The 13,499-nt window shown below is 71.0% G+C and carries 12 protein-coding genes; 11 read left to right on the top strand and 1 reads right to left on the bottom strand.

The window, feature by feature from the left end:
- Nucleotides 1–92: 92 nt before the first annotated feature.
- The 10 genes from NAMU_RS24450 (at nucleotide 93) to NAMU_RS24405 (ending at nucleotide 10,819) form a co-directional block, all read left to right on the top strand.
- On the top strand, nucleotides 93–1,295 hold the full coding sequence (locus NAMU_RS24450; protein WP_138180459.1) for a sensor histidine kinase: 1,203 nt from the start codon (nucleotides 93–95) through the stop codon (nucleotides 1,293–1,295).
- A 43-nt stretch (nucleotides 1,296–1,338) separates the two neighbouring features.
- Nucleotides 1,339–2,019, top strand: a complete 681-nt coding sequence (locus NAMU_RS24445; protein WP_015750012.1) for a response regulator transcription factor — start codon at nucleotides 1,339–1,341, stop codon at nucleotides 2,017–2,019.
- Between the two features lie 106 nt (nucleotides 2,020–2,125).
- A complete protein-coding gene (locus tag NAMU_RS24440; RefSeq protein ID WP_015750011.1) occupies nucleotides 2,126–2,932 on the top strand; it encodes a sugar phosphate isomerase/epimerase family protein in 807 nt (268 codons plus the stop codon).
- Between the two features lie 244 nt (nucleotides 2,933–3,176).
- Nucleotides 3,177–3,509, top strand: a complete 333-nt coding sequence (locus NAMU_RS24435; RefSeq protein WP_015750010.1) for a histone-like nucleoid-structuring protein Lsr2 — start codon at nucleotides 3,177–3,179, stop codon at nucleotides 3,507–3,509.
- A gap of 8 nt (nucleotides 3,510–3,517) precedes the next feature.
- Nucleotides 3,518–5,254, top strand: coding sequence for a glycoside hydrolase family 13 protein (locus NAMU_RS24430; protein ID WP_015750009.1), 1,737 nt, complete (start codon nucleotides 3,518–3,520; stop codon nucleotides 5,252–5,254).
- Nucleotides 5,255–5,273: 19 nt separating this feature from the next.
- Complete coding sequence (gene cysS, locus NAMU_RS24425; RefSeq protein WP_015750008.1) at nucleotides 5,274–6,695, top strand: cysteine--tRNA ligase; 1,422 nt, start codon at nucleotides 5,274–5,276, stop codon at nucleotides 6,693–6,695.
- 64 nt (nucleotides 6,696–6,759) lie between these two features.
- On the top strand, nucleotides 6,760–7,740 hold the full coding sequence (gene rlmB, locus NAMU_RS24420) for a 23S rRNA (guanosine(2251)-2'-O)-methyltransferase RlmB (RefSeq protein ID WP_015750007.1): 981 nt from the start codon (nucleotides 6,760–6,762) through the stop codon (nucleotides 7,738–7,740).
- A gap of 327 nt (nucleotides 7,741–8,067) precedes the next feature.
- Nucleotides 8,068–9,018, top strand: coding sequence for a metal ABC transporter solute-binding protein, Zn/Mn family (locus NAMU_RS24415; RefSeq protein WP_015750006.1), 951 nt, complete (start codon nucleotides 8,068–8,070; stop codon nucleotides 9,016–9,018).
- The gene (locus NAMU_RS24410; protein ID WP_015750005.1) at nucleotides 9,015–9,926 is read left to right on the top strand and encodes a metal ABC transporter ATP-binding protein; all 912 of its coding nucleotides are present in this window, start codon (nucleotides 9,015–9,017) and stop codon (nucleotides 9,924–9,926) included. Before NAMU_RS24415 ends, NAMU_RS24410 begins: the two co-directional genes overlap by 4 nt.
- Complete coding sequence (locus NAMU_RS24405; RefSeq protein WP_015750004.1) at nucleotides 9,923–10,819, top strand: metal ABC transporter permease; 897 nt, start codon at nucleotides 9,923–9,925, stop codon at nucleotides 10,817–10,819. The genes NAMU_RS24410 and NAMU_RS24405 overlap by 4 nt, the downstream gene beginning before the upstream one ends.
- A 67-nt stretch (nucleotides 10,820–10,886) precedes the next feature.
- Here the strand turns inward: NAMU_RS24405 and NAMU_RS24400 are convergent, their stop codons facing one another.
- Nucleotides 10,887–12,023 carry an ABC transporter ATP-binding protein gene (locus NAMU_RS24400; RefSeq protein WP_015750003.1) on the bottom strand — a complete coding sequence of 379 codons (1,137 nt, stop codon included), beginning with the start codon at nucleotides 12,021–12,023 and terminating at the stop codon, nucleotides 10,887–10,889.
- Between the two features lie 353 nt (nucleotides 12,024–12,376).
- Between NAMU_RS24400 and NAMU_RS24395 the strand changes: the two genes are divergently transcribed.
- A complete protein-coding gene (locus NAMU_RS24395) occupies nucleotides 12,377–13,453 on the top strand; it encodes a LacI family DNA-binding transcriptional regulator (RefSeq protein ID WP_015750002.1) in 1,077 nt (358 codons plus the stop codon).
- Nucleotides 13,454–13,499: the final 46 nt, after the last annotated feature.

The raw sequence follows: 13,499 nt of genomic DNA, 5'->3' as shown, positions 1-13,499 counted from the left end.
CTGGATGAATCCCGAGGCCGGTGGCCGCGCTTTGTCGTTCGGTCGGCCACCGGCGCGTCGGATCGGGTCGTGATCCGACCTACCATCACGGTGTGTCGGCTGTGGGATATGTGGCGATTGCCGTGGTGGCTTTTGCCCTCGGCGCGCTGGCCGCGACCCTGCTGCGCCGCCGGCGCCGGTCGGACCCGACCCGGCAGCCGCCGGCCCCGGTCCCGCTGGAGCGGGAGATCCTGCGCCGCTCCAGCACCGGCTACCTGGTGCTCAGCGACATGGGCCTGCCGCTGCTGTCCAACGCCCGGGCCCGCGAGCTGGGCGTGCTCGCGGCCGGCATCGTCGACGCGCAGATCCGGGACGCGGCCGACCGGGTCGCCATCTCCGGTGAGCCGGTCGACGTCGAACTGTGGCCCACCCAGCCGCCGTCGCTGACCGCCTCGTCCGCGCAGCCGATGGTGGTCCGCGCGGTCGTCCAGGCGTTCGGCGACAACCGGATCCTGGTCTCGGCCACCGACGAGTCGGCCGCCCAGCGGGTCGAGGCGGTCCGTCGCGACTTCGTCGCCAACGTCTCGCACGAACTCAAGACGCCGGTCGCGGCGATCGGGCTGCTCGCCGAGGCCACCGTGGACTCCGCGGACGACCCGGAGTCGGTGCGGCACTTCGCCGGCCGGCTGCATCACGAGGCCCACCGGCTTGGCGCGCTGGTCTCCGAGCTGATCACGCTGTCCCGGCTGCAGGGGGCCGACCCGCTCTCGGACCCCACGGTCGTCGAGATCGACGCCGTCGTCGAGGAGTCGATCAACCGGGTGGCCGCGGCCGCCGAGGACGCCGGCATCGCGATCGTCGCCGACCGGCCGTCCGGCCTGCTGGTCCGCGGGGACCGGGCCCTGCTGATCATGGCGTTGACCAACCTGATCACCAACGCGGTGAACTACTCGCCGGCCGGCACCCAGGTGTCCATCAGCCGGACCGCCGGTGAGGGCATGGTCCGGGTGGCGGTCACCGACCGCGGCGTCGGCATCGCCCCGGAGCACACCGAGCGGGTCTTCGAACGTTTCTTCCGGGCCGATCCGGCCCGGTCCCGGTCCACCGGCGGGACCGGCCTCGGGCTGGCCATCGTCAAGCAGGTGGTGACCAACCATGGCGGCCTCGCCACCGTGTGGAGCCGCCCGGGCACCGGATCGACCTTCACCCTGAGCTTGCCGGCGTACGCCGGTGCCGAGGACGGCCGCACCGACGCCGCCTCGACGTCCGGAACGGATCCGTCCGTTCCGCTGTCCGCACCCCGAGGAGCTGCATGATCCACGCCGACCGCGCCCACGTCAGAACCGCACAGGTGGCCGCGTGACCCGGGTCCTGATCGTCGAGGACGAGGAGTCGATGGCCGAGCCGTTGGCGTTCCTGCTGCGCAAGGAGGGCTTCAGCACGGAGATCGCTACCAACGGTCCGGATGCGCTGGAGACCTTCGACCGGGTCGGTGCCGACATCGTGCTGCTGGACCTGATGCTGCCCGGGATGAGCGGGACCGAGGTGTGCAAGCAGCTGCGGGGCCGCGGCGCGGTCCCGGTGATCATGGTGACCGCCAAGGACAGCGAGATCGACAAGGTCGTCGGGCTGGAGCTGGGCGCCGACGACTACATCACCAAGCCCTACTCGACCCGGGAGCTGATCGCCCGCATCCGGGCCGTGCTGCGCCGGGGGGCGGACGCCGACGACGCCCACTCGCCGGTGCTGCAGGCCGGTCCGGTCCGGATGGACGTGGACCGGCACGTGGTCAGCGTGCACGGCGTGCCGACGTCGTTGCCGCTCAAGGAGTTCGACCTGCTCGAGTACCTGATCCGCAACGCCGGCCGGGTGCTCACCCGGGGCCAGCTGATCGACCGGGTGTGGGGGGCCGACTACGTCGGCGACACCAAGACCCTGGACGTGCACGTCAAACGCCTGCGAGCCAAGATCGAGCCCGACCCGGCGGAACCCCGCTACCTGGTCACCGTGCGCGGCCTGGGCTACAAGCTGGAGGCCTGACCCGGTTCGTCGGCGCCCGGTAGCGTGGTCGGGTGTCGGACGCAGGGGCCGGGACCGCCGCGCCGGACCGGAGGGAAACAGTCGTGACGTGGGCAGGCGGGGGCCGGTGATCCGCATTCCGCCGATCAAGGTCGGCATGTCGACGGCGGCCGTCTATCCGGAGTCGACGGCCCGGGCCTTCGCCCGCGCCGCCGAACTGGGGTACGACGGCGTCGAGGTGATGGTGCAGACCGAGGCGGTCAGCCAGGACCCGCTGGCCTTGGCCGGGCTGGTCGACGAGTACGCCCTGCCGGTGCTCTCGGTGCACTCGCCGTGCCTGCTGGTGACCGCCCGGGTGTGGTCGACCGACCCGCTGGTCAAGCTGGCCCGCTCGATCGACATGGCCGAGCGGCTGGGTGCCGGCACCGTGGTGGTCCATCCGCCCTTTCTCTGGCAGCGGGCGGCGGCCGCCCATTTCACCGACGGCGTCGCCGAATTGCAGGACCGCACGCCCGTGCGCATTGCCGTGGAGAACATGTTCCCGGTGAAGGTGCGGGGCACGGTGGTGAACAGTTACCGGCCGCATTGGAATCCGGTTCCGGCCGGGCACCGCTGGTTCACCCTGGACCTGTCGCACACCGCCACCTCGGGCACCGACGCGATCGAGTTGGCCGACCAGATGGGCGAGCGGCTGGCCCATCTGCATCTGGCCGACGGCTCGGGGTCGAGCAAGGACGAGCACCTGGTGCCCGGCCGGGGCGCCCAGCCGTGTGGGGAAATCCTGGAAGGCCTGGCCCGCAACGGGTTCGACGGATCGGTGGTGGTCGAGATCTCGACCCGGGGCAAGACCGCCGATGCCCGGGAGATCGACCTGGCCGAGGCGTTGACATTCGCCCGCTTGAATCTGGCCACCTTCTCGCCCGGCGGTCAATAAAGTTCGCGTCAGGGCCGGCCGCGCGACGTTGATCGATGCGCGGCCACCACGCACTCGACGCGCTATCGTGGTCAACACGCCGGGATTCCCCGGCCGCCGACTCGGGTCGACCTCTTCGGATCGTGTTCCAGCACGGGCTTGCCCTGTCTCCCAGGGGATCCCGTTGAGCGGGTGCCATCCGAATTGTCCAGATCAAGGAGCGGTTTTCTCGCTTGGCGGGCAGTGGAAGGTACGGAAAACCACAATGGCGCAGCAGACCACGGTGACGCTGACAGATGATCTGGACGGCACGAAAGCCGCGGAAACCGTGCGATTCGGCCTCGACGGGCGCTCGTACGAAATCGACTTGAACAAGCGAAATGCCGCCGCGCTGCGAAAGGCGCTCGGTGAATTCACCGCGGCCGCGCGCAAGGTTCGCGGCGGCCGGCCGGCCGCCAAGCCGGCGGCGGCGGCCGCACCGGCCAAGGTCGACGCCAAGGCGGTCCGGGAATGGGCCGCGGCCAACGGGATCACGGTGTCCGCGCGCGGGCGCATTCCCTCGGACGTCGTCGAGAAGTACGAAGCCGCGGCCGGCTGAGGCACCCGATGGCCGTCGTGAGTCGTGCATCCGGTCCCGATTGGTGGAAACGGGCCGTCGTCTACCAGATCTATCCGCGCAGTTTCGCCGATTCCGACGGGGACGGAATCGGCGATCTGCGGGGGATCATCTCCCGGCTGGACCATCTGGCCCGGCTGGGCGTGGACGTTATCTGGCTCTCGCCGGTCTATCCCTCGCCGCAGGACGACAACGGTTACGACATCAGCGACTATCAGGGAATTGAGCCGGTCTTCGGCACCCTGTCCGATTTCGACGAGTTGCTGGCCGGGGTCCACGACCGCGGCATGCGACTGGTGATGGACTTGGTCGTCAATCACACCTCCGACGAGCACCCGTGGTTCGTCGAATCACGGGCTGACCCGGCCGGTCCCCGCCGGGACTGGTACTGGTGGCGCGGCGCTCGTCCGGGGATGGCGCCCGGTGCGCCCGGGGCCGAGCCGACCAACTGGGCCTCGTTCTTCAGCGGTCCGGCCTGGGAATTCGACGAGGCCAGCGGCGAGTACTACCTGCATCTTTTCTCCCGCAAACAGCCCGACCTGAATTGGGAGAATCCGGACGTCCGCCAGGCCGTCTACGCGATGATGCGTTGGTGGCTCGACCGCGGGGTCGACGGTTTCCGCATGGACGTCATCAACATGATTTCCAAGCAGCTGCCGCTGGCCGACGGGCCGGTGACGCACGGCGTTCTCGGCGACGGCTCGGCCCTGTTCCAATGCGGACCGCGTATTCACGAGTTCCTGCAGGAAATGCACGAGCAGGTATTCGCCGGCCGGCCCGAACACGTGCTGACCGTCGGCGAGATGCCCGGGGTGACGGTCGAGGAGGCCGTGCTGTTCACCGATCCGCAGCGGCGCGAGGTCGACATGGTCTTCCAGTTCGAACATGTCAGCCTCGACCAGGGTCCGGGCGGGAAATGGGATATCCGGCCCTTGCGCCTGCTGGACCTGAAGGCCAGCCTGGGTCGCTGGCAGGCGGGATTGGCCGAGCGCGGCTGGAACAGCCTGTACTGGGACAACCACGACCAGCCCCGGGCGGTGTCGCGATTCGGCGACGACGGCCGGTACCGGACCGAATCGGCGAAAATGTTGGCCACGGTGCTGCACCTGCACCGCGGGACGCCCTACATCTACCAGGGCGAAGAACTGGGCATGACGAACGTGCCGTTCGCCGGCCCGGAGGATTTCCGGGACATCGAATCGGTCAACTACTACGCAAGCGCGGTGGCCGGTGGCGCGGATCCCGCGGCGGTGCTGGCGGCCCTGCGGCCGCTGAGCCGGGACAACGCCCGCACCCCGATGCACTGGGACGATTCGCCGGCCGCCGGATTCAGCACCGGTGAGCCGTGGATCGCCGTCAATCCCAATTACCCGCAGATCAACGCCCGCGCCCAGGTCGACGATCCGGATTCGGTGTTCTCCCACTACCGGGCGGTCATCGCGCTGCGGCACGCCGAACCCGCCGTCGTCGACGGCGATTTCACCATGCTGCTGCCGGACGACCCGACCGTGTACGCGTTCACCCGGTCGTTGGCCGGCACGACGCTGCTCGTGGTGGCGAATTTCTCCGGCGACCCGGTGCCCGCGCCGGTGCCCGAGGCCGCCCAGTGGGCCGCCGCCGAATTCGTGCTGGGCAATTACCCGGCGCCCGATCCCGCGCCCGATCCGGCACCGCCGACCCTGCTGCTCGCGCCGTGGGAGGCCCGGGTGTACCGGCGCGTCGGGTGAGGCCCCGTACCATCGACGGGTGAGCCAGAGCCTGCACCTGTACGACACGGCCACCCGGTCGGTGCGCCCCTTCGAGCCGCTGCAGCCGGGTGTCGTGTCCTTGTACAACTGTGGCGCGACGGTCCAGTGGCATCCGCACATCGGTCACCTGCGTGGTGCCGGCATCGTCTACGACGTGCTGCGACGGTGGCTGGAGTTCACCGGCTACGAGGTTCGGCACGTCCGCAACGTCACCGACATCGACGACAAGATCCTGACCAAGGCGGCCGAGGCCGGCCGCCCCTGGTGGGAGTGGGCGACCACCCACGAACGCAGCTTCGACGACGCCTACGACACGCTGGGATGCCTGCGCCCGTCGGTCGAGCCGCGGGCCACCGGGCACATCCCACAGATCCTGGAGATGATCGCCGCGCTGATCGAGGCGGGGCACGCCTACGCCGCCGCGGGCGACGTCTACTTCGCCGTGCGCACCCAGCCCGATTACGGGTTCCTGTCCGGCCAGCGCATCGACGAAATGGTGCAGGGGGAGACCGAGGCGGGTGGAAAGCGCGATCCCGCGGATTTCACCCTCTGGAAGGCGGCCAAGCCGGGCGAGCCGTCCTGGGATTCACCGTGGGGCCGCGGGCGGCCGGGCTGGCACATCGAATGCTCGGCGATGGCCCGCGCCTACCTGGGCACCGAATTCGACATCCACGGCGGCGGACTGGATCTGATCTTCCCGCACCACGAGAACGAGGCCGCGCAGTCGCACGGCCTGGGCGATGTCTTCGCCCGTTACTGGATGCATTCGCACTGGGTCACCATGGCCGGGGAAAAGATGTCCAAATCCCTGGGCAACATCCTGTCGGTGCCGACCATCACCGAAAAGGTGCGGCCGGTTGCCCTGCGGTATTACCTGATCAGCGTGCATTACCGGTCGTCGATCGAGTATTCGCAGGAGGCCCTGGACGACGCGGCCAAGGCCTACGAGCGGATCGAGGCGTTCCTGCACCGGGCCGCCGATCGGGCCGGCGCCGGCGCCGACGGGGTGCCGATCGGCGAGGTGCCCGACGCGTTCCGGCAGGCGATGAACGACGACCTCGGCGTGCCGCGGGCGCTGGCCGTGGTGCACGAGAAGGTCCGCGCCGGCAACGCCGCGCTGGCCCGCTCCGACGACGACGCCGCGCAGGAGCTGGCCTCGTCCGTCCGGGCGATGGTCGCGGTGCTCGGCCTGGACCCGTGGGCGGCCCCGTGGGTGGAGCGCAAGGTCGACCGGCGGCTGGTCGAGGCGACCGGCCGGCTGCTGGACGGCCTGCTGGCCGAACGTGCGCAGGCCCGGGCCGACCGGGACTTCGCCCGGGCCGACGAGATCCGCACCCAGGTCGCCGCGGCCGGCTTCGCCATCGAGGACACCAAGGACGGGCCGGTGTGGTCCGTCGCGGGGACGCCGGACCGGCTCTGACCCCGCGCTGACCCCGCCCTGATCCCGGCCGCCCGCGGCCGCCGCACCACCCGGAGGACACCACATGGCCGGCAATTCCCAACGCCGCGGCGCGATGCGCAAGACGGGCACCAAGAAGGGTGCCGTCATCGGCAGCGGCGGCCGGGCCCGGCGGGCGCTGGAAGGCCGGGGGCCGACGCCGCCCGCGGAGATGCGCAAGGGCCACCCGGCCTCCCGGAAGGCGGCCGCCGCCGCCAAGTCCAAGCCCCGCCCGGACTCGCGGCCGACCACCCGACCGCGGGGCGAGCTGCCGGAGACGGTGGTCGGCCGGAACCCGGTGGTCGAGGCCCTGCGGGCCGGGGTGCCGGCCACCGCGCTGTACGTGGCCGGCGGGCTGGCCACCGACGAGCGGATCGCCGAGGCCATCACCGGCGCGGCCGAGCGGGGCATCCCGCAGCTGGACGTCTCGCGTCCGGAGCTGGACCGGCTCACCGGCAACGCCATCCACCAGGGCGTGGCCCTGGTCGTCCCGCCGTACCAGTACGCGCACCCGGAGGATCTGCTCAGCCGGGCCCGGGACTCGGGGCGGGCCGCACTGATCGTCGCCGTCGACGGCGTCACCGACCCGCGGAACCTGGGCGCGATCGTCCGGTCGGCCGCCGCGTTCGGCGCGCACGGCGTCGTCGTGCCCGAACGGCGCAGCGCCGGCATGACCGCCTCGGCCTGGCGCACGTCGGCCGGCACCGCCGCCCGGCTGCGGGTGGCGCGCTGCACCAACCTGGTCCGCACCCTCAAGGACTACGCCGCCCAGGGCCTGATGATCGCCGGCCTGGACGCCGACGGCACCACCGACACCGACTCGTTCGAGCTGGCCACCTCGCCGCTGGTGCTCGTCGTCGGCTCCGAGGGCCGCGGCCTGGCCCGGCTGACCCGCACGGTCTGCGACGTCACCGTGTCCATCCCGATGGCCCGCTCGGTCGAGTCGCTCAACGCCTCGGTCGCCGCCGGCGTCGTGCTGGCCGAGGTCGCCCGCCGTCGCCGGCTGGAGACCCCCACCCCCGACTGACCGCCCCCCGATTCCCCCGCGCGTCAACTTCCCCCGATCCCCCCGCGCGGATCAACTGGCCCCCCGATTCCCCCGCGCGGATCAACTTCCCCTGCGCGGCTCAACCCACCCCTTTTGGGACTGGTGGGAAGCGAGTCAACGACTTCATCCGCGCGGGTCGGTGGACACCTGGTGTGGACACCTGCGCGGATCAACTCGCACCGGATGTGACGGGTGGGACGCGAGTCAATGACTTGAGCCGCGCCGGCGTTGATGATCCGCGCGGGAGGTGGGGGGAGTTTGGCGGGCGGCGGAAGAGTCACTACTCTGTCGAGAGTGATTCTCAGAATGGTTAACGGTTTCAGGGTTCGGCGTCGCCTGGGTGTGGCGGTCGCGGGCGGCGCGCTCGCCCTCACGCTGGTGGCCTGCTCCGGTGGCAGCACCGGCGCCGCCGGCAGCACCGCCGCCAGCGGGTCGGCCGGGGCCGCGGGCGGCACGGTCAAGGTCGTCGCCGCCACCAACGTCTGGGGCGACGTGGTCAAGCAGATCGGCGGTGACCGCGTCGAGGTCACCTCGATCATCAGCGACCCCAACGCCGACCCGCACTCCTTCCAGTCGTCCCCGCGCAACCAGCTGGCGCTCTCGTCGGCGCAGCTGATCGTGGAGAACGGCGGCGGCTACGACGACTTCATGCAGACCATGGTGGCCTCGGCGGGCACCCAGGCGCCCGTCATCACCGCGGTCGACGCCTCCGGCGTGACCCCTCAGGACGGCGAGCTCAACGAGCACGTCTGGTACGACCTGCCGGGGACCATCAAGGTCGCCGACGCGATCGCCGGCGAACTGGCGACCATCGATCCGGCCAACGCCAGCACCTACCAGGCGAATTCGGCCACCTTCGACCAGGCGGTCAACGACCTGATCACCCAGGCCGAAGCGATCAAGGCCGGCCATGACGGTGCGCCCGTCGCCATCACCGAACCGGTTCCGGTCTACCTGCTGGAGACCGCCGGTCTGAAGAACGTCACCCCGCCCGAGTTCAGTGAGGCGATCGAGAATGAGACGGACGTCCCGGCCAGCGTCATGAACGAGACGCTCGCGTTGTTCACCGGCCAGCAGGTCAAGCTGCTCGCCTACAACGAGCAGACCACCGGCCCGCAGACCGAGCAGGTGCTCGAGGCGGCGAAGACCAACGGCGTCCCGACGGTTCCGGTCACCGAAACCCTGCCGGACAGGCAGGATTACCTGTCGTGGATGAAGTCCAACATCCAGGCGCTGACTCAGGCGCTGGGCGGATGACCGAGCCGGCGACCGCGCCCGCGCCGGCGGCGGTCCGGCCGGCTCCGGCCGGGCCGGCCGCCCCGGCGAACGACCCGCCCGCGTTGCAGCTGCGCGACGCCGGTCTGGGGTTCGGCCGCCGGACGCTGTGGACGCACCTGGACCTGTCGATCGCCCGCGGCGAGTTCGTCGCCGTGCTCGGCTCGAACGGTTCGGGCAAGACCAGCCTGCTGCGCACCATTCTCGGCGAGGTGGCCCTGACCAGCGGGTCGGGCGCGATCAGCGGCCGCCCGCTCGGCCGGGGCAGCACCGACGTCGGATACGTGCCGCAGAAGATCGCCATCGACGCGGCCACCATGATCAAGGCCCGCGACGTGGTCCGGATGGGCCTGGACGGGCACCGGTGGGGGCTGCCCGTCGCCGTGGGCGCGCGCCGGCGCCGGATCCGCAGCCGCATCGACGAGCTGCTGGAGTCGGTGGGCGCCGGCGAGTTCGGCGACGCCCCCGTCTCGATGCTTTCCGGCGGCGAGTTGCAGCGCATCCGGGTGGCCGCCGCCCTGGCCAGCGACCCGGTGCTGCTGCTGTGCGACGAGCCGCTGGCCGCCCTGGACCTTCGCCATCAGCAGGACATCGCCGCCCTGATCGATGCGCAACGCCGGCTGCGGGGTACGGCGGTGCTGTTCGTCACGCACGACATCAATCCGGTGCTGCCTTACGTCGACCAGGTGCTGTACCTGGCCGGCGGGTCCTTTCGGCTCGGCCGCCCCGACGAGGTGCTCACCTCGGCTGGCCTGTCCGAGCTTTACGGCGCGCCGGTGGACGTGCTGCGGGCGCAGGGCCGGATCATCGTGGTGTCCTCCACCGAGGCGGTCGGTCACCAGTCGCACGACGACCACGCCGCGACCGAGCTGGGCGGCGAATGGCGATGAGCATCTGGGACAAGATCTTCAACTTCGACGACTACGGCGAGCTGCTGGCCCTGCTGCACAACTCGATCCTGGCCGGGGCCATCCTGGGCCTGGTCGGCGGGCTGATCGGCGTCTTCGTGATGATGCGGGACCTGACGTTCGCGGTGCACGGGATCAGCGAGCTGTCCTTTGCCGGGGCCTCGTTCGCGCTGCTGGTCGGCATGAACGTGGTCGTCGGCTCGATCATGGGATCGCTGCTGGCCGCGGTGGTCATCGGGGTGCTGGGGGTCAAGGCCCGGGAGCGGTCCTCGATCATCGGCGTGTTGATGCCGTTCGGGCTCGGTCTGGGCGTGCTGTTCCTGTCCCTGTACCCGGGCCGGTCGGCCAACAAGTTCGGCCTGCTCACCGGGCAGATCGTGGCCGTCGACGACCCGCAGCTGTACTGGCTGGGCGGGATCTCGCTGCTGGTGCTGGCGGCCCTGGCCGTCGTGTGGCGGCCGCTGATGTTCGCCTCGGTCGACCCGGACATCGCCGCCGCCCGCGGGGTCCCGGTGCGGGCCCTGTCCCCGGTGTTCATGCTGATGCTCGGCCTGACCGTGGCCATGGCCATTCAGGTGGTCGGCGCCCTGCTGGTGCTCTCATTGCTGGTCACCCCGGCCGCCGCGGCGATGCGGGTGACCGCGTCCGCGGTGTGGGTGCCCGTGCTCTCGGTGGTGTTCGCGATGGTCTCCACCGTCGGCGGCATCCTGCTCGCCCTGGGCGGCAGCATCCCGATCAGCCCCTACATCACCACCATCTCGTTCGCGATCTGGGTGGTCTGCCGGCTGCTCGGGTCGGCCCGGACCCGGCGCGGTTGGTCGCGCCGGTCGGTCGGGGCCGCCCCGGCGGCGCCGGTCGGTGCCGGTCGGGTCTGACGCCGCCGGCATACGGCAAACGGGGCGACTGCGCTGGTGCACAGCCGCCCCGTCGATCGGGGGAGCGTCAGCTCTTGCCGAGGGTGATGCTGCTGTTGGCGGCGTCGGCCGGGACCGCGTCCGAGGACTTGAACCGGATGCCGGTGTTCGGGTCGAACACGTGGCAGTGGTCGGCGTCGGTCGGCAGGGCGTAGACGGTCGATCCCTGCGACGGGTGGATCCGCGCGTCGGCGCGGATCACCAGGCGGTTGCCGTCCGGGGTGTGGCCGTGCACGAAGGCGTCGGCGCCGAGTTCCTCGACCAGGTCGATGGTGACCGGGATGCCCTTGTCGGCGAGCGTGATGTTCTCCGGACGGACACCGAAGGTGACCTCCTTGAGGCCCGCGGCGGACGCCTCGGACAGCACGCTGCGGGGCAGCGCGAAGGTCGCGTCACCCAGCTGGGCCCCGTCGCCGACCAGCGGCACGGTCAGCAGGTTCATCGCGGGAGAGCCCATGAACCCGGCGACGAAGACGTTGACCGGCTTGTCGTACAGGGTCCGCGGGGTGTCGACCTGGTTCAGGATGCCGTCCTTGAGCACCGCCACCCGGTGGCCCATGGTCATGGCCTCGACCTGGTCGTGGGTGACGTAGACGGTCGTGGTGCCCAGCCGGGACTGCAGCTCGGCGATGTTGGCGCGGGTCTCCACCCGGAGCTTGGCGTCCAGGTTGGACAGCGGCTCGTCCATGAGGAACACGGACGGCTCGCGGACGATGGCGCGGCCCATGGCCACGCGCTGGCGCTGGCCACCGGAGAGGGCCTTGGGCTTGCGGTCCAGGTACTTCTCCAGATCCAGCAGGCCGGCGGCCTCCTTGACCTTCTCGGCGATCTCGGTCTTGTTCACGCCGCGCAGCTTGAGCGCGAAGCCCATGTTCTCGGCCACGGTCATGTGCGGGTACAGCGCGTAGGACTGGAACACCATGGCGATGTCCCGGCTCTTCGGCGGGACGTGGGTGACGTCGCGGCCGCCGATCAGGATGCGGCCCTCGTTGACGTCCTCCAGGCCGGCGAGCATGCGCAGCGCCGTGGACTTGCCCGAGCCCGAGGGACCGACCAGGACGAGAAACTCGCCGTCCGGGATCTCCAGGTTCAGGGTGTCCACCGCGCGCACCGGCGGGCTACCCGGGTAGACCCGGGACGCTCCGTCGTACTTGACGTCGGCCATGAATCGTCACGTCCTTCCATCGGTTCCGTCGTCGGTTTCCGTCACCGCGCGAACCGGTCGCTGAGGCTGTCGGTCCCGACCCTAACGGAGCGAACCAGCCTTGGGAAGGGGTCTGGAAAACGTTTTCCCGACTTCCTGGAGCCGGGTGATCGGGGACGGCCAGGAGCGGCCGGGCGGCGAGCGGGTGGCGGTTGGCCGGCGGTCTGGTGTTGGTCAGGTGGCCCCCCGGTGGCGGAACGAAGGCCGGCCAGTGGCGTTCAGGGGATGAAGCGAGGTGTTCGTCACGATCACGATCACGCTGCGCGCCGGGGCGGATACCGTCCAACCTGCGCGGACGCGATACCGTGTGCCTGATGGACCGACCCTCCCGGACAAGGCCGCCGGCGACGCTCGCGTCGCTCGCCGCCGAGTTGGGTGTGTCCCGAACCACCGTGTCCAACGCCTACAACCGCCCCGATCAGCTGTCGCCGCAGCTGCGCTCCCGGGTGATGGAGGCGGCCCGCCGGATGGGCTATCCCGGCCCGGACCCGATGGCCCGTTCCCTGCGCACGCGCAAGGCCGGGGCCGTCGGGCTACTGCTGGCCGAACAGGCCTCCTACGCGATCCGGGACCCGGGGGCTGTCGCCTTCCTGGAGGGCCTGACCCTGGAGTGCGACGAGGCCCAGGTCGGCCTGCTGCTGGTGCCCGCCCGCCCCGGATCTGAGGACATCGCCGGGGTCACCCGGGCCGCGGTCGACGGGTTCGTGGTCTATTCGATGCCCGACGACGACCCGCACCTGACCGCCGCGCTGGCCCGTCCGGTGCCGTCGGTGATCTGCGATCAGCCGAGCATCTCCGGCACCGACTCCGTGGGCATCGACGACAAGGCGGCCATCCGCCAGGTCGCCGAGCATCTGCTGTCGCTGGGCCACCATCGCATCGGCGTGATCTGCATGCGGCTGGGGCGGGCCCGGATGGATGGCCCGGTGCCGATCGAACGCCAGCAAAGTGCTCGCTACCACGTGCAACGCAACCGGCTGCTCGGGCTGCGCGACGCGTGCAACGCCGCCGGGGTGGCCTGGGACCGCATCCCGGTCGTCGAGCGGTTCGAGCACACTGTCGAGGCCGGGCAGTCGGCCGCCGCCGAGGTGCTCGCGCTCGATCCCGGCATCACCGCCCTGATCGCCACCTCCGACGTGCTGGCCCTGGGCGCCATCACCGAGCTGACCAGGCGGCACCAGCGGGTGCCCGAGGACGTGTCGGTGACCGGGTTCGACGGCGTCAAGACGGCCGTCGACTTCGGCCTGACCACGGTCGAGCAGCCGGTCGTGGACAAGGGCCGCAACGCCGGCCGGATGTTGCTGAGCCCGGCCCGCAAGGCGGCCGGCCGGCGGATCGTGCTGCCGACCCGCTTCCTGCCCGGCCGCACCACCGCGCCGCCCCGGCACTGACCGGCCCGGACCCGCACCGCCCCGCCCGACCTGCGGTGACTCGTCG

The organism is Nakamurella multipartita DSM 44233, from assembly GCF_000024365.1.
GTDB classification, from domain to species: Bacteria; Actinomycetota; Actinomycetes; order Mycobacteriales; family Nakamurellaceae; genus Nakamurella; species Nakamurella multipartita.
The sequence above is the reverse complement of the archived record's forward strand: the minus strand, read 5'-3'. Positions and strand labels throughout refer to the sequence as shown.

Coding starts and splice junctions, on each gene's coding strand:
- NAMU_RS24400 (WP_015750003.1), bottom strand. CDS start 12,023: ATGGCCGACGTCAAGTACGACGGAGCGTCCCGGGTCTACCCGGGTAGC.
- NAMU_RS24415 (WP_015750006.1), top strand. CDS start 8,068: ATGGTTAACGGTTTCAGGGTTCGGCGTCGCCTGGGTGTGGCGGTCGCG.
- NAMU_RS24410 (WP_015750005.1), top strand. CDS start 9,015: ATGACCGAGCCGGCGACCGCGCCCGCGCCGGCGGCGGTCCGGCCGGCT.
- NAMU_RS24395 (WP_015750002.1), top strand. CDS start 12,377: ATGGACCGACCCTCCCGGACAAGGCCGCCGGCGACGCTCGCGTCGCTC.
- NAMU_RS24435 (WP_015750010.1), top strand. CDS start 3,177: ATGGCGCAGCAGACCACGGTGACGCTGACAGATGATCTGGACGGCACG.
- NAMU_RS24430 (WP_015750009.1), top strand. CDS start 3,518: ATGGCCGTCGTGAGTCGTGCATCCGGTCCCGATTGGTGGAAACGGGCC.
- NAMU_RS24405 (WP_015750004.1), top strand. CDS start 9,923: ATGAGCATCTGGGACAAGATCTTCAACTTCGACGACTACGGCGAGCTG.
- rlmB (WP_015750007.1), top strand. CDS start 6,760: ATGGCCGGCAATTCCCAACGCCGCGGCGCGATGCGCAAGACGGGCACC.